This is a genomic window from Shewanella algidipiscicola (assembly GCF_003605125.1).
GTDB classification, from domain to species: domain Bacteria; phylum Pseudomonadota; class Gammaproteobacteria; order Enterobacterales; family Shewanellaceae; genus Shewanella; species Shewanella algidipiscicola.
On sequence record NZ_QPQT01000015.1, the window covers coordinates 13,031 to 32,214 of the forward strand.

Annotated in this window: 17 protein-coding genes; 11 read left to right on the forward strand and 6 right to left on the reverse strand. The window is 46.9% G+C overall.

Annotated features, from left to right (window positions below; genetic code table 11):
• The first annotated feature begins 39 nt into the window (after positions 1–39).
• The 8 genes from putP (at position 40) to DVO77_RS15385 (ending at position 10,062) form a co-directional block, all read left to right on the forward strand.
• Positions 40–1,491 carry a sodium/proline symporter PutP gene (gene putP / locus DVO77_RS15350; RefSeq protein ID WP_119978932.1) on the forward strand — a complete coding sequence of 484 codons (1,452 nt, stop codon included), beginning with the start codon at positions 40–42 and terminating at the stop codon, positions 1,489–1,491.
• A 439-nt stretch (positions 1,492–1,930) separates the two neighbouring features.
• On the forward strand, positions 1,931–3,229 hold the full coding sequence (locus DVO77_RS15355) for an OmpP1/FadL family transporter (protein WP_119978933.1): 1,299 nt from the start codon (positions 1,931–1,933) through the stop codon (positions 3,227–3,229).
• A gap of 315 nt (positions 3,230–3,544) precedes the next feature.
• A complete protein-coding gene (locus DVO77_RS15360) occupies positions 3,545–4,255 on the forward strand; it encodes an SIMPL domain-containing protein (RefSeq protein WP_119978934.1) in 711 nt (236 codons plus the stop codon).
• Positions 4,256–4,471: 216 nt separating this feature from the next.
• A complete protein-coding gene (locus tag DVO77_RS15365) occupies positions 4,472–5,488 on the forward strand; it encodes an efflux RND transporter periplasmic adaptor subunit (protein ID WP_119978935.1) in 1,017 nt (338 codons plus the stop codon).
• Between the two features lie 48 nt (positions 5,489–5,536).
• A complete protein-coding gene (locus tag DVO77_RS15370; RefSeq protein WP_119978936.1) occupies positions 5,537–8,794 on the forward strand; it encodes an efflux RND transporter permease subunit in 3,258 nt (1,085 codons plus the stop codon).
• Between the two features lie 14 nt (positions 8,795–8,808).
• Positions 8,809–9,030 (forward strand): YgaP family membrane protein, encoded by a 222-nt coding sequence (locus tag DVO77_RS15375; protein ID WP_110456128.1) that lies wholly within the window; start codon positions 8,809–8,811, stop codon positions 9,028–9,030.
• A 54-nt stretch (positions 9,031–9,084) separates the two neighbouring features.
• Positions 9,085–9,438: a rhodanese-like domain-containing protein gene (locus tag DVO77_RS15380; protein ID WP_119978982.1), complete on the forward strand. Its 354-nt coding sequence runs from the start codon at positions 9,085–9,087 to the stop codon at positions 9,436–9,438.
• A 276-nt stretch (positions 9,439–9,714) separates the two neighbouring features.
• Positions 9,715–10,062, forward strand: a complete 348-nt coding sequence (locus DVO77_RS15385) for a VF530 family protein (RefSeq protein ID WP_110456129.1) — start codon at positions 9,715–9,717, stop codon at positions 10,060–10,062.
• A 300-nt stretch (positions 10,063–10,362) separates the two neighbouring features.
• Here the strand turns inward: DVO77_RS15385 and ribA are convergent, their stop codons facing one another.
• From ribA to rssA, 6 genes are all read right to left on the reverse strand, one after another.
• Positions 10,363–11,001, reverse strand: coding sequence for a GTP cyclohydrolase II (gene ribA, locus DVO77_RS15390; protein WP_110456130.1), 639 nt, complete (start codon positions 10,999–11,001; stop codon positions 10,363–10,365).
• A 246-nt stretch (positions 11,002–11,247) separates the two neighbouring features.
• A complete protein-coding gene (locus DVO77_RS15395) occupies positions 11,248–11,604 on the reverse strand; it encodes a YibL family ribosome-associated protein (RefSeq protein WP_110456131.1) in 357 nt (118 codons plus the stop codon).
• A gap of 86 nt (positions 11,605–11,690) precedes the next feature.
• On the reverse strand, positions 11,691–12,158 hold the full coding sequence (gene nrdG, locus DVO77_RS15400; RefSeq protein WP_119978937.1) for an anaerobic ribonucleoside-triphosphate reductase-activating protein: 468 nt from the start codon (positions 12,156–12,158) through the stop codon (positions 11,691–11,693).
• Positions 12,159–12,221: 63 nt separating this feature from the next.
• On the reverse strand, positions 12,222–14,339 hold the full coding sequence (gene nrdD, locus DVO77_RS15405) for an anaerobic ribonucleoside-triphosphate reductase (protein ID WP_110456133.1): 2,118 nt from the start codon (positions 14,337–14,339) through the stop codon (positions 12,222–12,224).
• A 260-nt stretch (positions 14,340–14,599) separates the two neighbouring features.
• Positions 14,600–15,298 carry a hypothetical protein gene (locus tag DVO77_RS15410; RefSeq protein WP_110456134.1) on the reverse strand — a complete coding sequence of 233 codons (699 nt, stop codon included), beginning with the start codon at positions 15,296–15,298 and terminating at the stop codon, positions 14,600–14,602.
• Between the two features lie 169 nt (positions 15,299–15,467).
• The gene (gene rssA, locus DVO77_RS15415; RefSeq protein WP_110456135.1) at positions 15,468–16,427 is read right to left on the reverse strand and encodes a patatin-like phospholipase RssA; all 960 of its coding nucleotides are present in this window, start codon (positions 16,425–16,427) and stop codon (positions 15,468–15,470) included.
• A gap of 200 nt (positions 16,428–16,627) precedes the next feature.
• On the opposite strand from rssA, the gene DVO77_RS15420 reads away from it, so the two are divergent.
• From DVO77_RS15420 to DVO77_RS15430, 3 genes are all read left to right on the forward strand, one after another.
• The gene (locus DVO77_RS15420) at positions 16,628–17,971 is read left to right on the forward strand and encodes a DEAD/DEAH box helicase (protein ID WP_119978983.1); all 1,344 of its coding nucleotides are present in this window, start codon (positions 16,628–16,630) and stop codon (positions 17,969–17,971) included.
• A gap of 178 nt (positions 17,972–18,149) precedes the next feature.
• Positions 18,150–18,590, forward strand: a complete 441-nt coding sequence (locus DVO77_RS15425) for a DUF3010 family protein (RefSeq protein ID WP_110456136.1) — start codon at positions 18,150–18,152, stop codon at positions 18,588–18,590.
• A gap of 80 nt (positions 18,591–18,670) precedes the next feature.
• Entirely contained in the window at positions 18,671–19,177 is a 507-nt protein-coding gene (locus DVO77_RS15430) for a M48 metallopeptidase family protein (RefSeq protein WP_119978938.1), read from the forward strand.
• Positions 19,178–19,184: the final 7 nt, after the last annotated feature.

Here is a 19,184-nt window from a genome sequence, read left to right on the forward strand (position 1 = left end):
GCGACCTCTCAAAAAACATAACTATAAAATGGCACAAGCATGACTATTGAATTACCCATATTAATCACTTTTTTTGGCTATCTTGCCTTAATGATGGGGATAGGCCTATGGGCCTATAAAGCCACGGATTCGGTTGATGACTATATTTTAGGGGGCCGCTCTATGGGCCCTGCGGTTACCGCATTGAGCGTTGGCGCATCTGACATGTCGGGTTGGCTACTATTAGGCTTACCGGGCGCTGTCTATCTCGGTGGATTAGGAGAAGCCTGGATCGGTATTGGCCTAGTTTTTGGTGCATGGCTTAACTGGCTGTTTGTTGCCAAGCGCCTACGCATCTATACCCAATTTACCGACAACGCGCTAACGCTACCTGACTTTTTTGAAAAACGTTTCGACGATAAACATGGCGTGTTAAGGCTGGTCTCTGCGGTCACCATTTTGGTGTTTTTCACCTTTTATGCCTCCTCTGGTATGGTCGGTGGCGCCATACTGTTTGAGAAAGTCTTTGGTCTAGATTACACCTTAGCCCTTGTGATAGGTTCAACTATTATTGTGGCTTACACCTTTGTCGGGGGCTTTTTTGCAGTAAGTTGGACCGACTTTTTTCAGGGCTGTTTAATGCTTATCGCCTTATTGTTCGTCCCTGTGGCCATTTTCAATCAACCCGAAACCCAAAATGGATTACACCAGCTCGATCCCGCCATGCTATCAATGATAAACCCTGACGCTACAGTGTTTGGCATAGTGTCATTATTGGCTTGGGGACTGGGTTATTTTGGTCAACCCCATATTTTGTCACGCTTTATGGCCATCGCCAGCCCAGATGACATTGCAGTCTCCCGTCGTATCGCCATGAGTTGGATGGTTGTTGCCTTAATTGGCGCACTCGCCACAGGACTCGCAGGCTCGCTCTATTTTGCCGATGCGCCATTGGCAAACCCAGAGACAGTATTTATCCATTTAGCGCATGCCGCCTTTAACCCCTGGATTGGCGGATTGCTGATCGCCGCCATTTTATCGGCCATTATGAGTACTATCGACTCGCAGCTACTGGTGTGTTCGAGTGTGGTCACTGAAGACTTTTATAAAAAATGGCTGCGCCCAGAGGCGAGTAGCAAAGAGTTGATGCTAGTCGGCCGCATTGGAGTGCTCGCTATCGCGCTTATTTCAGGCATTATCGCCCTTAACCCAGAAAGCAGTGTTTTAGGCCTCGTCAGTTATGCATGGGCCGGATTCGGCGCCGCATTTGGCCCTGTGGTGTTACTGGCACTCTTTTGGAAACACTACAGCCGTAATGGTGCCATTGCCACCATTTTAGTGGGCGCGTTAACCGTGGTGTTGTGGAAACAAGTCAGTGGTGGAATATTCGAATTGTATGAGATTTTACCTGGATTTTTGTTCGCCACCCTTGCTGGCATAGTCGTGAGCATACTGTTTAAACCCACTGAAGAGATCACTGAGCAGTTTGAGCAATTTAGTCACAAGCTATGATGCGATGACAACCAGGCCTTGTCGCAATAAATCGTCGATGCCAGTCAAAGTTAAATGCAGTTTAAATCGACTACTGATGGTTAACGACTCAGTCAAATGACTGAGTGACACCCAAAAAGCGTACACATGTACGCTTTTTTTATTCCTGTCACTTTTTACAAAAAACCTCTTCATTACAATCTATTAACTTGTTAGTTAAACATGCTAGAACTCATGAATCACGCCATATCTAGTGTCACAAGCTAATTTCAGTCGCCATGCAATTTTTTTAATCATGCAAGTATTTTTATTCACAAAAAAACAACATAAAACTCGATCTGGTCGGAGTTGTTGGCGCATCGCCCCCCCCCTACTATGCACCCGACTAACAAAAGGATCTCGAGAGATTGCTCAGCCAACTCACTAATAACACGAGACCGATAATAATGAGAATTGATTTATGAAGCCTTTTAACAAGACAATATTAGCCGTTGCTGTTACGCTCGCGAGCTCACAAACGATGGCAGCCGGATTTCTGCTTAACGCACAATCAGCCACCGGTGTGGGCCGAGCCTTTGCCGGTGATGCCGTTATTGCCGATAATGCATCGGTACTCGCACGTAACCCAGCAGCGATGGCGCTGTTTGACAAAAAACAACTATCAATGGGATTGAACTACGCCGATGTTGAAGTGACTGTTAGCGATGTCTATATCAACGAAATTGATTACGGTGGTGTCGATGACGCCGCCGATGCCAAAATCATCCCTAACTTTTACTACGTTAGCCCGGTAAACGATAAATTCGCCTACGGGGTGGCGCTGTTCAGTAACTTCGGTACAGGTACCGATACCACAGACTTATCGACACAACTCGTGGATGGTACGCTACCCGCGCCGCTCGACCTATTAGGCAAGACTGAAGTCACCACGCTTAACTTCAACCTAAGTGCATCATATCGCTTTAATGACCATTTTAGTGTCGGTGCAGGCCTTGATATGATCTACGGTGAAGGCACGCTCACTCGTGGCGGTACAGTGCCCACGCAAGCTGGTAGCATTGAGCTAGTTGATGTCGATGCCGATGGCGTGGCGTTTGGTGGTATTATCGGTGCTGTGTATGAAATCAATGCCGATCACCGTTTTGGCATGAGTTACCGCTTTAGCCCAGACTTTAAAGCCTCGGGTGATATTAATATCTACAACTCTCAAGCACAGGCAGCTGTAGCCTTTGATGAGATCAATATTCCCCTGCCCGATATTTTCCAAGTAGCTGGTTTTCATCAGTTAACCGATAAGTTTGCGCTGCACTATACTGCGCAGTTAACCACTTGGGGTGATTTCCACGAGTTAACGGTAAACGATGGCACTTTAGGGCCAGTATCAGTTGGCTCGAGCAGCTTAAAAACCTACGCATGGGATGACTCGTGGTTGTTCAGTGTCGGTGGTACTTATAGTCTAAACAACACATGGACCCTGCGCGCTGGCTTTATGGCTGATGAGGGCGTTGTGGGTGAACTGAGTTCAATCTCTATCCCAGACTCTGATCGCAAATGGTATACCGCTGGCGCGACCTACGCCTTATCGACCAACACCAGCATCGATTTTGGTATCGCCGTGGTGCGTGGTGAAGATGTTCACTTAATTGAAAACAGCTCATTCACGGACGAGTTACCTATTGGGCCAAACACTGGTTTGGTCAATGCCACGACGCGCTCAAATGCAACCTATTATTCAATGCAGTACAACTACACGTTTTAAGTACAAGACTGTTGAAATTGTACTGAGCGATAACTGCAATAAAAAAACCGCACATCTGTGCGGTTTTTTTATATTGTAGCCACCATGCTCATATTCAAAAAATAAAATAGACCATATAGTCACAAAGCTGAATAAGACCAGCTTATCAGACAACCTTGATAATCAAAGCCATTACAAGCCTAATCTCATAAGAGTCAGGGTTGGCAAATAAACAGGCTGCCCCATCACAAGACAAGCCTAAAAAAATAGGCTAGATAAAATACCTTAACAAGCATATGCTTTATAAAGCACAACAAGCAATTAGGACGCTTTTTTATGCAAAAATCACTCTCCACTGTACTACTGGGCGCGTTTATCTGTATTGGTCTCTATCTGCTGGGCAGCCAAGTGGGTAATAGCCTCATCACTATGCGCGCCATGGAGCGCACCGTCACGGTAAAAGGCTTGGCTGAATTGGAAGTCAATGCAGATACTGCCATTTGGCCCATCCGCTTCACAGAGGTGGATAACGACTTAAATAATCTCTACCTCAATGTGCAAAGCAAAACCGATAAAGTGGTTGCCTTCCTAATAAAACAGGGTTTTAGCAGTGATGAGGTGTCGGTCTCATTGCCTTCAATTCAAGACAGGCAAGCGCAAGGCTATGTTGACCCTAATGTGCGTTATCGCTACGCCGCACAAGTGACTATCTCCCTTTACACTCAGCGCGTTGAATTATTACTGCGCATACAAAGCAATCTATTGGAATTAGCCAAAGAAGGTATTGCCATATCGAGCCAAGATTATGATAGCCGCACCGAATTTATTTTTACTCAGTTAAACGACATTAAACCGCAAATGGTGCAATCTGCCACTGAGAATGCGCGCCAGACAGCAGAAAAATTTGCCATCGATTCGGCCTCAAAACTGGGCAAAATCAAACAGGCTTCTCAAGGGCAATTTACTATTTCCGATCGCGATAGCAATACACCCAGCATCAAAAAAGTAAGAGTGGTCTCGACACTGACCTATTACCTTAATGATTAAGCGCACAAACAGAATCTCGAACAGTACCACTGACCTAACTGGTGTAAATGCAATATGAAATACCGTAAGTCCTTACATGAGGTCGTCAAATGTCTTAGATGAAGTCGAAACGTAACGCTATCGCATAACTTCATCGCATTTTTCTAATAAAAGATTGCACAAGCTTGAAAAGTTCATTAGAATTTTCTTATGAAACTTTTGGAGGTCGTTAGTCTCATGCGTATTCAACATCTATTATCAATCACATTGCTACCATTACTGCTTAATGTTGCAGCGTCAGCTAATACCTTACAGACGCTAACCGTCACCGCAAAAGCGCACCCCCAATGGGTCACCTTAGATGCGCAGCTTGAAGCGGTAAAATCTGCCACCGTATCGGCGCAAACCTCAGGCAGGATAATTAAGCTGTATTACGATGTGAATGACATTGTCCCCCAAGGCGCGCCGTTACTCGAGATCACCAGTAAGTCTCAAGGTGCAGAGCTCGCCGCAGCCGAAGCCGAGTACGCCCGAGCCCGCGCACAAAATGAAGAAGCGCAAAAACAACGTCACCGCTTTGAAGAGCTGTTTCCACAAGGCGCCATTTCACAAGGACAAATGGATCAAGCCATTGCCACCGCCCGCTCCGCCGCGCAAGCCGTGAGCGCCGCCAAAGCGCGGATCGTGCAAGCCAATGAGTCATTGCAATATACCGTGGTCAGCGCCCCTTTTGCCGGCGTGTTGACTCAGCGTTATGTTGAAGAGGGTGAAACGGTCGCCCCGGGCCAAGCGTTACTCAGTGGATTTTCAACCGAGCATATGCGCGCCGTGACCCATGTACCACTGCGTTATATCGACGCCCTGCGCAATCAATCGAGCGTTGAACTACAGCTTAGCGACGGCCAACAAGTGATATCACAACAGTTAACCATCTTCTCCTTTGCCGATCCTTTGAGCCATAGCTATAAAACGCGCATTGATTTACCTGAAGGCATGAGTAACTTAATGCCGGGCATGTGGGTTAAAGCCAAGTTTATTGCAGGCCAGCGCAGCACTATTACCATTCCTCAATCGGCCATTATTTATCAAAATGAGATGAGTGCAGTCTACCTTGAGCAACAAGGGACATTCCAACTCACCCAAGTGCGCCTAGGCGCGCAACGAGATGATCAATTTGAAGTGCTTGCAGGCTTAACCGCAGGCGATGTCATCGCGACTGACGCTTATCAAGTCCGACTTAATCTAGCCCAATAATATGAGCGCTGTAATGGACTTGGCCGTTTAATAGGAATCGTAAATAAGATGAAGCCGTCACATAATCAAGATAGCGACAAGCAACAAAACCAGCCCTATTCACTGGGTTTTTCCGGGCGAGTGGCCGCACTATTTCAACTCAGCGCCATCACACCGCTATTGGCATTGCTCGGCATTTTACTGGGGCTATTCGCGGTACTCGTCACCCCTAAAGAGGAAGAGCCACAGATAGATGTGACCTTTGCCGATGTCTATATTCCTTTTCCTGGCGCAACTCCGAGTGAAGTCGAACAATTAGTCACCCTGCCAATGGAGCAGGTACTGTCGCAGATCAAAGGGATAGATACCCTGTATTCGTTTTCACAACCTGATGGCGCCTTACTGATCGCCATTTTTGAAGTGGGTATTCCCCGCAACGAGGCGATTGTAAAGCTTTACAATCAGGTCTACTCCAATATGGATAAAGTGGCCACTCAAGCCGGAGTCGGCGAGCCCCAGATCAAGCCACGTGGTATCGATGATGTGCCCATTGTCAGCCTGACCCTCTGGTCAAAGTCGACCTTAACCTCGGCCGAACAGTTAACTCAAGTGGCTAAGGGGCTCGAAACTGAGCTAAAACGCATTCCAGGTACCCGCGAAATTTACACTGTTGGTAGCCATAATGTGAGCCTTAATGTACGTATCGATCCGGCAAAAATGAGCTTTTACGGCTTAACCTATGACGCGATCAGCCATAGCCTTGCCAGCAATAACCATGTATCCATGCCGGTATCACTGATTCAAGATAACCAAGAAATTAAGATTCAAACCGGGCAGTTTTTACAATCCCAACAAGAAGTTGAGCAACTGGTTGTCGCCGTCTATCAAGATGAGTCCGGCCGCAGTGCGCCTGTGTATCTCGCCGACATAGCCGATATTAGCCTTAGCAGCGATATCCCGACCCAAAATGCGTGGCACAGCGACAAGCAGGGCACCTACCCTGCGGTAACGGTTGCGATTGGCAAACAACCTGGCGAAAACGCAGTTGATATTGCCAATGAGATCTTGGCTCGCGTCGATGCGGTCAACAACGTGTTAATTCCTGCCGACGTAGAGGTGACGGTATCGCGTAACTACGGTAAGACCGCCGGAGATAAAGCCAACACCTTAATCTTAAAATTGGTGTTTGCCACCTCGGCTGTGGTGGTATTGGTATTTCTTGCCATGGGGTTACGCGAAGCCATCGTGGTCGGTATTGCCATTATTATTACCTTGGCCATCACCCTCTTTGCCTCTTGGGCATGGGGTTTCACCTTAAACCGAATCTCATTGTTTGCACTTATTTTTTCAATAGGGATTTTAGTGGATGACGCCATAGTCGTGGTAGAAAATATCCACCGTCATATGGCGCTGGGGCAACGGGAATTTACCCAATTAATTCCGATTGCCGTGGATGAGGTCGGTGGCCCTACGATATTGGCCACCTTCACCGTCATTGCCGCCCTAATGCCGATGGCTTTTGTGTCTGGGCTCATGGGTCCTTACATGAGCCCAATCCCCATTAATGCCAGTATGGGGATGTTAATCTCACTGGCGATCGCCTTTATTGTTACCCCGTGGCTGGCCACTAAACTGTTAAATAAATCTCACAAACACCAGGAGAGCAGCGACACCTCCAGCAGCAATCGTATGGTGGCGATCTTTACGGCGCTCATCTCACCCTTTGTGCACGGTAAACAAGCGGGTAAAGCTCGTCTGGGTCTGGCTGCTGGGATTGTGGTGCTCATTGCCATTGCTATCTCTATGCCTGTGACTCAACTGGTGGTACTCAAAATGCTGCCTTTTGATAATAAATCAGAATTTCAAGTGATGCTTGATATGCCCGAAGGCACGCCGGTGGAACAAACTCAGCGCGTACTTAAAGCCTTAGGACAGCAGCTTAACCAAGTAGCCGAGGTCGAGAATTACCAGCTATATGCAGGCACCAATGCACCGATGAACTTTAACGGCTTAGTGCGCCATTACTTTTTACGCCAAACACAGGAGCTTGGCGATATTCAGGTCAATTTAGTCGATAAATCTAAGCGCGATCGTGACAGTCACAGCATCGCCGTAGCGGTGCGCGAATCACTGCAAGCTACTGCGGCGCGCTATAATGCCAATGTAAAGGTGGTTGAAGTCCCTCCTGGCCCACCGGTATGGTCACCCATTCTGGCCGAAGTGTATGGGCCAAACGAAGCGCTCAGAGAAACCGCCGCCCTGCAACTGCAAGCGTTATTTCATCAAACTCCAGATGTGGTCGATATCGATATCTACCTGCCTGCGATGCAACAAAAATGGCAGGTGTCTATCGATCGTGCTAAGGCCAGTTTATTAGGCGTGCCTTACAGCAATATCGTTGATCTGGTGACCACCTCCATTGGCGGCAAGCGGGTGAGCTACTTACATAAACCCAATCAAACCACACCTGTGCCAATTAAATTGCAGCTTGAGGAGGCCGCCAAGATGGATCTTGAGCAGGTACTAAACCTCAGACTCACCACTCAAAGCGGTGACTCAGTGCCGGTGTCTGAATTGGTACACATAAATAAAGGCAGCATAGATGCGCCCATTATTCATAAAAACATGATCCCCATGATCATGGTGGTTGCCGATATGGCTGGGCCGCTAGACAGCCCGCTATACGGTATGTTTGAGATGGCCGCCGATATCGATAGCGAGACAGGCTTGGGCTTTAAGCAACATTATGTCAACCAACCCTCAGGTTTAGACACCATTGCAGTATTGTGGGATGGTGAGTGGAAAATTACCTACGAAACCTTCCGAGACATGGGGATCGCCTATGCAGTGGGTATGATTGCGATTTACCTCTTGGTGGTGGGTCAATTTCGCTCCTACTCGGTTCCGCTGATCATTATGGCTCCCATCCCGCTTACCATTATAGGAGTGATGCCAGGCCATGCCCTGCTTGGAGCTCAGTTTACCGCCACCTCAATGATCGGCATGATCGCCCTTGCCGGGATTATTGTGCGTAACTCAATATTACTGGTCGACTTTATTAACCAGGAGACAGAGTCGGGCGTGCCCTTTGAACAGGCGGTTATTCACTCTGGTGCCGTACGAGCAAAACCCATTATGTTAACAGGCCTTGCGGCCATGATTGGTGCCTTATTCATTCTGGACGATCCCATTTTTAATGGATTAGCCATCAGTTTGATCTTCGGCATCTTAGTCTCAACCTTGCTTACCTTGGTTGTGATCCCTGTGCTCTATTACACAGTGATGCGCCACCGCATACCACAAAAAACGGCAAATACTGCCGCTTAATTAAGGAGTTAATTATGTCTATCGAACGTAGTATTTTCGCTTTTGCTGGCTTTATGGTGTTACTGTCTCTCGCGTTGACTGCATTAGTACACCATAATTTTATCTGGCTTACCGCCTTTGTTGGCGCTAATCTATTACAAAGCGCTTTTACTGGGTTTTGCCCTGCAGCCATGATAATGAAAAAACTGGGTGTAAAGAGTGAAGCCGAGCTCGAACGCGCTAAATCACAAAGTTAATACCAAGGAGTTTACGTGGGACAAGCCACTACATTACTTAGCCGATACGGCACAATGATTGCGCTCTTTTTTGTAGCCGCTATCGGCTTATCGTCACCGAGCATCGCGGCTGAACAAGACATTGAAACCACCGCATGGCAGATGATAGATAACGGCGCCATGATAGTCGATGTGCGTACCCCTGAAGAGTTTGCCCAAGGGCATTTAGCCAATGCGATTAACATCCCATTTGAAAATATTGCCGCAGAATTTGCTAAACGTAATATAGATAAAGCGACCAATGTAGTGCTGTATTGCCGTAGTGGACGTCGCAGTGATATTGCCCAAATGAGTTTAATTGAGCAAGGTTATACCAATACTCATAATGGTGGAGGCTACCAGACTCTGAGCCAGCAGCAGCCCAAATAAGCTGCATGCCCTGTTTAAATCAATAATAAAGGCACCTTAGGTGCCTTTATTATGAAACTTGACGTCCCCCCCTTTTAACTTCACATCCTTTAAGCTGAATTGATTGGTTATCAGCACAAAACGCCAAGCATGCGTCAGTGCGAACATGCAAGAAGGCAATCTACTACCGATAAATCCAATAACGCTAAAACGGGAAGTTGGAGCCAGTGCTTTTTATCAACCCACCCCCATATAAACTGATATAATCAGCCTAATTTACCTGGACAATCGCACAATATGACTCAAGCAAATAATCCTCTGCACGGCATTAAACTCGAAACACTGCTCACCGATTTAGTCGACCATTATGGGTGGGAAGAACTGGGCGCACGGATCGACATTCGTTGTTTTAATCACGACCCTAGTATTAAATCTAGCCTTAAGTTTTTACGTAAAACGCCTTGGGCCAGAGAAAAAGTAGAATACCTTTACCTCAAAATGAATAAGCTACCACTGCCTAAGCCGAAAGCGGACAGTGAGGGGGGCACATCAACTCGAATGACAAGCCCTACGAGCGGTAACAAGAGTGCAGCTAAGGACGCCAATTCTGGTAGTACTAACGTACATATCTGGGGAAAGCGTTAAGCTGGCATATTAGCCGGCTGTAGCGCCGTCATCCTCAGCTTATCGCATAAGATGACCCGCTCAAATAGCCTGGTTGCGACTCGCATAGATAGGCACTAAAGCCAAAAGTGCTATGAAAGCACGACACCACAACTATCATTTTGAGGTTGCAGGTTTTGCAGGTTTTGCAGGTTTTGCAGGTTTTGCAGGTTTTGCAGGTTTTGCAGACAGAGAGTAAAGAAGCTAAGCGCGGCAAACAAGGACACTGCCGCAATCGCCGCAGTGTCTTGATAGCGTTAACACACTAAAAAAGTACGAACGTTACTCAGCCTTAGGGGGCTTAACGACGTTTGCTTCTTCAGTAAAATGATACTCAGACATCATATGTCCCAGCTCTGTTGACTTGGTTTTTAAATACGCTTCATTGTAGCGATTTTTACCCACTTGTAGCGGAACACGTTCAACCACATCAATGCCGAGCTCTTTCATTGCTTTGACTTTACGAGGGTTATTGGTCATCAACTTAACTTGATGTACGCCAATTTTCTCCATCATCGGCTTGATCATGTCATATTTGCGCATGTCGGCTTCAAAACCGAGTCGCTCATTTGCTTCGACCGTGTTAGCGCCTTGATCTTGTAGTTCATAGGCACGGATTTTATTGAGTAAGCCTATGCCTCGCCCCTCTTGGCGAAGGTATAAAATAAACCCTTGTCCTGCCTCGGCAATATTTTGCATCGCCGTCTGTAGTTGAAAACCACAATCGCAACGCAAACTAAACAGTGCATCGCCAGTTAAACATTCTGAATGAATACGCCCAAGTATGGGGCTATTGGCATCGAGTTGACCAAAAGTGAGTGCGACATGTTCTTTGCCAGTGTCTGTGTCTTCAAAACCATGCATGGCGAATACGCCCCAAGGCGTTGGTAATTTTGAAGTGGCGACATACTTAATTGACATGAAATAACCTTTACTACTCGCTCTGTCCGAGTCAAAAAAAGAGGTAGAAAATAACTAAGGCTAGGATGCGGCCTTACTGTCAGACTGAGCATTTTATGTGTTTTTGCCTTACAGTGAAATAGCCGAATAATTGAATCGGTTATTACTTCACTCGCAGCGTATTAAAGAGCGCTAAGCATACGCCGAGCGCACGATAAACGATATGATATCGCTCACGTACGCTAATCAAATGTCGGCAATGGAGGATTAAAACGCTTTCGGGGCAAAGCCTGTGACTTGGGTTAAGCCCATTTCACGTCCTAATGCAGTCATCGGATGCACAACCACTAATCCTTTGACTGATTTCTTTAATTTGCCCATATCGGCTTGTTCAGCTTTAGTCAGTGTGCGACTAAAAGGCAGTGACTTTACATCGGTGCCTTTTTTGTTCAACAAGCGAGTCTGTTGGTTTTTAACATGGGCAATCTGTTTCGTTACAGCATTGATCTCTTGCTTAAACTGCAAAATCACCGCGTGATCACCGCGTTTTTCTGCCGCATCTAATTTACGACGACATTTGTCGAGTCGGTCATTAAGTTGCTGTAACTCTTGCTTTAAATTCATTAACTTGCCTTAAAGTAAATCGATAATACTCGGCCAATCAAGCAAGATTGCTGACTGCGCCTATCTGTTTGGCCGACATTATATCACTATTGCTTGAAATGGTGGATCACCTGATTGCTACTGCCACGAAATCTTAAGCTTGGATCGGCAAGCGATTGTTCAAATTTGCCATCCACCAGCACATCCACATAATGCAGTACCTGGCGCTGGACTGTCGATAATTCATCTAAGCGATAACCGCTCCACAGCCAAATATCCTTATCTGGACACTCATGCTTAACACGTTTTACTAACGCAAGTATCTGGGCCACATTTTGAGGGTAAAGCGGATCGCCGCCCGATAACGATAACCCCCGGCGCACGATACGTGTATCTTGCAGATCCGTGATGATCTGCTCAACCATGGCGGCATCGAATAGATGACCCGCTGCCGGACTCCAAGTCGACTGATTATAACAGCCGCGGCATTGATGCTCGCAACCAGACACAAACAGGGTCGCTCGCGTACCAGGGCCATTGACCACATCGACTGGAAAGTATTGCTGGTAATTCATCTAAGCCTCGAGCTTATTAACACTTAGGCGCGCATCAGCGCGCCAACCGTTACCACTTAACGCCTACAGGTGTTTTACCCGGCGCTTAACCTCTTCTTGCTTACCATAGTTAAATGGCCGCGCATCTGGGCTGCCTAAATAACCGCACACTCGACGCGTCACTGAGACTCGACTGGGCTCATGATTACCGCATTTAGGACAGGTAAAGCCCTTACTGGTACAGCTAAATTCACCGGTAAAGCCACAGTCATAACACTCGTCAATTGGCGTATTTGTGCCGTAATAAGGCACGCGGCTATAACTGTAATCCCACACGTTTTCGAGCGCTTCAATATTATGCTGCATATTGGGGTATTCACCGTAGCAGATAAATCCACCGTTGGTCAGTGCTGGATAAGGCATCTCAAAATCCAGCTTATCGTAAGGGTTGACCTTTTTTTCTACATCTAAGTGAAAACTGTTGGTGTAGTAACCTCTGTCGGTCACGCCATCAATCACCCCAAAAGCCTTAGTGTCGAGTTTACAAAAACGGCTACACAGGTTTTCACTCGGTGTGCTGTATAAGCTAAAGGCATAACCGGACTCATCACGCCAGCGCACTGTTGCCGCTTTAAGATGTTCAATAATGGCAATCGCTTTGGCGCGTAACTGCTCACTGTCAAACAGGTGAATTTGATTGCCATAAAGCGCATTAACGGTTTCATGTAGTCCTATATAACCTAACGAAATTGATGCGCGGCCATTTTTGAAAATCTGACTAATATCATCATCGGCGCGCAAACGTACACCACACGCCCCTTCCATGTACAAAATCGGGGCAACGCGCGCTTTCACTCCTTCTAGACGCTCGATACGTGTATCTAATGCGCGTCTGGCAATGGCTAAACGTTGATCTAAAATGGCAAAGAAACGCGCTTCATCACCATTGGCTTCTAAGGCGACTCGCGGCAAGTTTAAGCTCACCACGCCGAGGTTATTACGCCCATCATGGACCAGTTCACCCTCTTCTTCGTAGGTACCTAAAAAGCTACGACAGCCCATTGGCGTCTTAAATGAGCCAGTGACTTTTTCCACTTGCTCATAGTTTAAAATATCTGGATACATACGCATGGTGGCACATTTTAACGCTAACTGCTTGATATCGTAGTTACAATCGCCACTCTTATGGTTTATACCATCTCGAATCGCAAACACCAATTTAGGGAACACTGCCGTTTTGCGATTTTTACCCAACCCAGCCATCCGCACTTTCATCATTGAGGATTGGATTAATCGCGACTCCCACGAGGTGCCTAAACCAAAGCCAAAGGTCACAAATGGTGTTTGTCCATTAGCAGTATGTAAGGTGTTGACCTCATACTCCAATGACTGGAACGCATCGTGACACTCTTTTTCGGTCTGCGCGGTGGCAAAGGCTTTGGCATCTGTAATGCCCCACTTTAAGGCCACTTGATAGTGTTTGTCATAGCTTTTAGCCACAAATGGTGCTAACACTTCATCGATGCGGTTAATGGTGGTGCCGCCATAAATATGGCTTGCTACCTGAGCAATAATTTGTGCCGTCACTGCCGTGGCCGTGGAGATCGATTTTGGGGTTTCAATTTCGGCATTGCCCATCTTAAAACCATGAGTCAGCATACCGGCTAAATCAATTAGCATGCAGTTAAACATCGGGAAAAAAGGTGCGTAATCCAAATCGTGATAATGGATCTCACCCGCTTCATGGGCCGACACCACATCTTTGGGTAAAATATGGCGAGTCGCATAATGCTTGGCCACGATACCGGCGAGCAGATCGCGCTGGGTGGGGATCACCTTTGAGTCTTTATTGGCATTTTCGTTAAGCAAAGCTGCATTACTTTGTTCAACCAGACCACGAATATCACGATTAAGTCGGCTGCTTTGCTCTCGATGAATATCTCTATCATGACGATATTCGATATACACGCGTGCTAAGGCCTTATAGGGTCCTTCCATTAGTTGATTTTCGACTGCATTTTGCAGGTCGTGGATATCCACTTCGGCCATATCGGCCATGACGAGACTCACTTGTCGCGCTACTTGAGTCGCATAGGTAACATCATCAATACCTGCTGAGTTTGCAGCGGCAACTACAGCGTCTCTGATCCTTGTTTCGTCAAAAGGCGTGCGGTAACCATCCCGCTTAATAACTACTGGCATTGTTTAATATCTCCTCAAGTAACGTTCAAAATGACACCATATATAGTGCCAATAAAACGTTTAAGCACAATATGTAGCGTATTAGGCTACAAAGTCACTCGAAGTACCTTGATCCAGATCATGGTTTTACCGATGGTATTTAGCGACAAAAGATTACTGCCAACTAGGCCACTTATCTCAAAAAGTGACCTTGACCGAACATCGAAACAAGGCTAGATAATGTAAAAAGTCGGGACAAGCTGTGAGTAAGTGTTAGTAAATTACGTAAGTCGCTTAGATAGCGCTAAATAACTGTTTAACTGGCCGCTCGATTGTTGTGAATTTCCCATAGAAGCGGCCAATTGCATGGTCGATTTCAACCCCTGCCATTGCTCTTTGTCCATTGCGGGCATATTAGTGTCGGCGTTGATCAACACAGTTAACTGAGCCGAAACCCGGGCGGCGGTTTGGCTGTATAACGCACCATCTATACCGTCCATGTTATTAAGCACGGTTTTGGCATCATCGAGCATTTTATGTAGCGCCTGATCGGGCTCCGATTGCGTTAATCCCTCTTGCTTACTGTCAATAAAGTTCAGCAGTGATTGCGGCGCATCATTGGGCTCTGGGATCTCAAATCCTGCTGAGCTTAAGCGGTTTAGTTGGCTATCTGACAGGATACCATCTTGATGTAACCGCTGTATAAGCTTAGGAATATCATTAATACTAAACGCACCAGCACTGAAGAAGTCGTCTGCCATCGCCTCAATTTTTTGGGCTCGCTGCGCCCGAGGCGATAATGACACCTCTTCTTGGGCGATCGCGCTACCGTTTGTTTGCGCCGGACGAGTTCGCTCGCCTAAGCTTACCGTGTCGGCCGGTGCATTCGCGCCTTGAGTTTGATGCTTAAGCACGCCACCATAGGCGTCGGTTACCTGTTGAGAATTAGAGGTTGTTGGAAGCTGACTGATTGGATTCATTGTCAAAATGTCGACGACTGCTAAACGATATCATGTTAAAGCAAAAACTAGGCCGCTTTTAAAAACAGGTTTAGGGACTCGATCAACTTAGCGTCTCATCGAATCCTTCATCGCGGCATACTAACTCAGTCAAGCCCCTCACATTATCTGACAACGCTAATCCTAATCATTAGCGACCGGGGGTTTCTGGGTATTCTTCGAGTACAGTGGTGATAATATGAGCCACTTTTTTAACCGCTTGCTCACCTGCCTCTATCGCTTCGTTCGCGCGATGAAACTCCATGGTGCCAATATCGGCAACATTAGGGGTGATCAACAGATCGGGAGGATCCCCCATTAAACGTACCCGTTTATGGCGTTGCTCTAAAATATCCATAGACTGTGACATCACCGCCAACATCCCCGGCTGATTACGATTACCAAGAGAGAACTTATCGGTTAATCCCGACACATAATCTCGGCCTCGCGCCAGCAGATCCATGAAGCCAACATCTTGACCTTGAGTCTTGATTTCCTCTGCAGTCGGCACCGACACTTGCGCACTGGATGACAACGACACAGGCAGTTGTTCTAGGCGTGTCTTGCGATGACCGTAAAGATCGACGGCGATAACCACATCAACCCCCATAGCTCGGCTCACCGATATCGGCACAGGGTTAACAACTGCGCCGTCAACTAACCAACGGTCGCCAATGCGCGCCGGAGGCAAAATGCCTGGCATGGAGCACGACGCGCGCACCGCATGACGTAAGTTACCGCGTTGAAACCAGATCTCTTGCCCGCTATACAGGTCAGTTGCCACTGCGGCAAAGGGACGCTTCATCTGTTCAATGTCGAGCACGCCAATGTGTTGCTGCATCACATCAAACACCTTTTCACCGCCAATTAAACCACCTTTCCCCCAACTTAAATCCATTAAGCCAAGAACATCCCAACTCGAAAAGCCACTCACCCATTGCTGCAGTTCACTGAGGTTATCTTGGGCATAGGCAGCACCGACCACTGAGCCAATAGAGCACCCCGCCACTTTGTCAGGTTTAATCCCCATTTTAGCTAATTCGTTGAGCACCCCAATATGCGCCCAGCCCTTAGCGGCGCCGCTACCTAACGCGATACCGATAGTCGCCATCTATTATCTCCCTTACTCATCACTGCCCAGTATCAATTAAAGGCATAACCCTTATCTGCCATCATAGGCTAAAGCATGACGCGCGAAAATGGCTTATTTAGCTTGATTGCGATATCCGTTATCCACGACTGCTAATCCTAATGGCTGAAAGCACCAAGTCGATGTATAATGCGCTCTTATTGATATTTTGGAGCACACCCTTGCAATTTTCAGATTTTTCACTCGATAAACGCCTACTAACCAGCCTAGAACATATGGGCATCGACAAGCCGACCGAGATCCAAGAGCAATCGATACCTGTAGGCCTATCGGGAAAGGATCTAATGGCATCGTCTAAAACCGGCTCGGGTAAGACCTTGGCGTTTTTACTGCCTGCTATGCAGCGTATTATCTCGACCAAGGCATTGAGTAAACGCGATCCTCGCGTACTCATTTTATTGCCAACTCGAGAGCTGGCAACGCAGGTATACAGCCAGTTACGACTGCTGGTCGCCAATACACAATACAAGGCGCTTAAAATTCTTGGTGGCGAAAATTTTAATGACCAAGCGAAAGCCCTCGCCAGAGACCCACATATTGTGGTGGCGACACCTGGTCGCCTGGCCGACCATCTTAAACAGCGTCATCTGTACCTCAACGGGCTTGAATTACTTATCCTTGACGAAGCCGACCGTATGCTCGACTTAGGCTTTGCCGAGCAGCTGCGCGCTATTAACCAAGCGGCCGATCATAAACGTCGTCAAACCTTGATGTTCTCTGCGACGCTAGATCATGGTGAAATTAACGAGATAGCGGCTGAGCTGCTAAAAGAGCCCGTGCATGTGTCGATTGGGGCTTCAAACGTTGAAAACCAAGATATTACCCAAAAAGTCTATCTGTGCGATAACTTAGGTCACAAAGAAAAGCTGTTACTGACGCTACTAAAGCAAGAACAACATAAGCAAGTGATCATCTTTACTGCCACCCGCAGTGATACCGACCGTCTAGCCACAAAACTGGCCGATGAAGGCTTTACCACCGCCTCACTGAGCGGCGAGCTAAAGCAGTCAGCCCGTAATCAGATAATGGATCAATTTAGCCGAGGTCAACAACAGATCTTGGTCACCACAGATGTGGCTTCACGCGGCTTAGACTTACTCAACGTCTCTTTGGTGATTAACTTCGATATGCCCAAGTTAGCCGAAGAGTACATTCACCGCATTGGCCGTACTGCCCGTGCAGGTGCTAAAGGTGATGCTATATCACTCGTGGGGCCAAAAGATTGGGATAACTTCAAACAAGTGCAGCTATTTTTACGCCGCACATTTGAACTAAGCGAAATAGCAGGATTAAAACCCAAGTTTAGCGGCCTCAAAGCCAAACCTAAAGGTAAGCCCGCCACCGCTAAAAAAGCAGCGCAAAACAAGACTAGACCCGCTAAGCCTAAATCGACCACTAAGACCAAAGATAACCGCGATAAACGCTTTATCACAGGTGTCGATATTGGCGATGCGCCTATGCTGCGCAAACCTAAGTCTACCTTGCAAGACACCCCTGAAGAATAACCGTACTTTGTAAAATGAGCGGCCAACCCGCCGCTCAACGCTTTGGGATCCCTTGCATAACGGCTAGGATTTACAGCAAAAGATGATTTTTATGGCGTAATTTGTTTTAGCAACTGCTGCTCATTATGCCAATTAAGGTTACAATAACCCCCATTACAGTTTTATTATTAGGTTTATCATGAGAGTTTGTGGCGTTGAGTTAAAAGGTGGCGAAGCCATCATCAGTTTATTAAGTTATGAAGGTGAAACCTTTAACGTGCCAGAATGCCGTTCTCGTTCATTAACGGTATCAAATTCGGCTAAAACAGAATCGATTAAAGAGTTTCATTTTGCCTTTTGTAAATTGATGGAAGACTACAAAGTCGATGAAGTGGTTTTAATCGAGCGTGAGCAAAAAGGTAAGCTTGCTGGCAGTGCCACCAGTTTTAAGATGGAAGCGGCCATCCAGTTGTGCGGCCTACCAGTACACCTGATCTCACCTGTGACCATCAAAGAGCAACTCAAGCGCAACCCGCCTATGGTGGATTTTGATGGGCTCGACCTTAAGCGTTTCCAAAAGAATGCCTTTGAAGTGGCTTACGCTTATCATAACCAACGTATCTTTGCCAAACCTGAATAATTGCCGCCATCGCGCAAGCTTTATTCATCAAAGCACGCCGGGCACCCTAGCCCGGCCGATATGAGTTCGACTAAGATCACATGACCCATCTTCATTACCTACAAGGTTACCGCCCCGAGATAATTACTCAGGTCGAGGCACTTATTGCACAAAATCGACTCAAGAACGTCCTGCAACAGCGTTATCCCGACATTCACGATATCCGCAGCGACAAAGCCCTGTACTATTACACTATCGCGCTTAAAAACTGTTATCTCAAAAAGTCGCAACCACTCAATAAGGTGCTCTACGATGACAAGATCACCTTAAAGAAGCAGGCCTTGGGTTTACACAGTTATATCGCTAAAAATCATGGCGGCAAAACCAAGACCAAAAATGAGATCCGCATCTCCTCTAAGTTACGTTATGTCCCCGAACCCTTGCTACGCATGGTGGTGGTACATGAATTGGCGCACTTAAAGGAGAAAGATCATAACAAGGCGTTTTATCAACTCTGCTGCCATATGGAAAATGATTACCACCAGCTAGAGTTTGATTTACGTTTGTGGCTCACCATGCTCGAATTAGAGTCCAACGTAACGACATAAAAAAGCC

Bases quoted from the DNA above. Each gene is read 5' to 3' on its own strand.
- DVO77_RS15430 (WP_119978938.1), top strand. From the start codon at position 18,671: ATGACCCATCTTCATTACCTACAAGGTTACCGCCCCGAGATAATTACT.
- putP (WP_119978932.1), top strand. From the start codon at position 40: ATGACTATTGAATTACCCATATTAATCACTTTTTTTGGCTATCTTGCC.
- DVO77_RS15365 (WP_119978935.1), top strand. From the start codon at position 4,472: ATGCGTATTCAACATCTATTATCAATCACATTGCTACCATTACTGCTT.
- DVO77_RS15360 (WP_119978934.1), top strand. From the start codon at position 3,545: ATGCAAAAATCACTCTCCACTGTACTACTGGGCGCGTTTATCTGTATT.
- nrdG (WP_119978937.1), bottom strand. From the start codon at position 12,158: ATGAATTACCAGCAATACTTTCCAGTCGATGTGGTCAATGGCCCTGGT.
- ribA (WP_110456130.1), bottom strand. From the start codon at position 11,001: ATGTCAATTAAGTATGTCGCCACTTCAAAATTACCAACGCCTTGGGGC.
- DVO77_RS15385 (WP_110456129.1), top strand. From the start codon at position 9,715: ATGACTCAAGCAAATAATCCTCTGCACGGCATTAAACTCGAAACACTG.
- DVO77_RS15370 (WP_119978936.1), top strand. From the start codon at position 5,537: ATGAAGCCGTCACATAATCAAGATAGCGACAAGCAACAAAACCAGCCC.
- DVO77_RS15395 (WP_110456131.1), bottom strand. From the start codon at position 11,604: ATGAATTTAAAGCAAGAGTTACAGCAACTTAATGACCGACTCGACAAA.
- DVO77_RS15380 (WP_119978982.1), top strand. From the start codon at position 9,085: ATGATTGCGCTCTTTTTTGTAGCCGCTATCGGCTTATCGTCACCGAGC.
- DVO77_RS15355 (WP_119978933.1), top strand. From the start codon at position 1,931: ATGAAGCCTTTTAACAAGACAATATTAGCCGTTGCTGTTACGCTCGCG.
- DVO77_RS15375 (WP_110456128.1), top strand. From the start codon at position 8,809: ATGTCTATCGAACGTAGTATTTTCGCTTTTGCTGGCTTTATGGTGTTA.
- DVO77_RS15410 (WP_110456134.1), bottom strand. From the start codon at position 15,298: ATGAATCCAATCAGTCAGCTTCCAACAACCTCTAATTCTCAACAGGTA.
- DVO77_RS15425 (WP_110456136.1), top strand. From the start codon at position 18,150: ATGAGAGTTTGTGGCGTTGAGTTAAAAGGTGGCGAAGCCATCATCAGT.
- rssA (WP_110456135.1), bottom strand. From the start codon at position 16,427: ATGGCGACTATCGGTATCGCGTTAGGTAGCGGCGCCGCTAAGGGCTGG.
- nrdD (WP_110456133.1), bottom strand. From the start codon at position 14,339: ATGCCAGTAGTTATTAAGCGGGATGGTTACCGCACGCCTTTTGACGAA.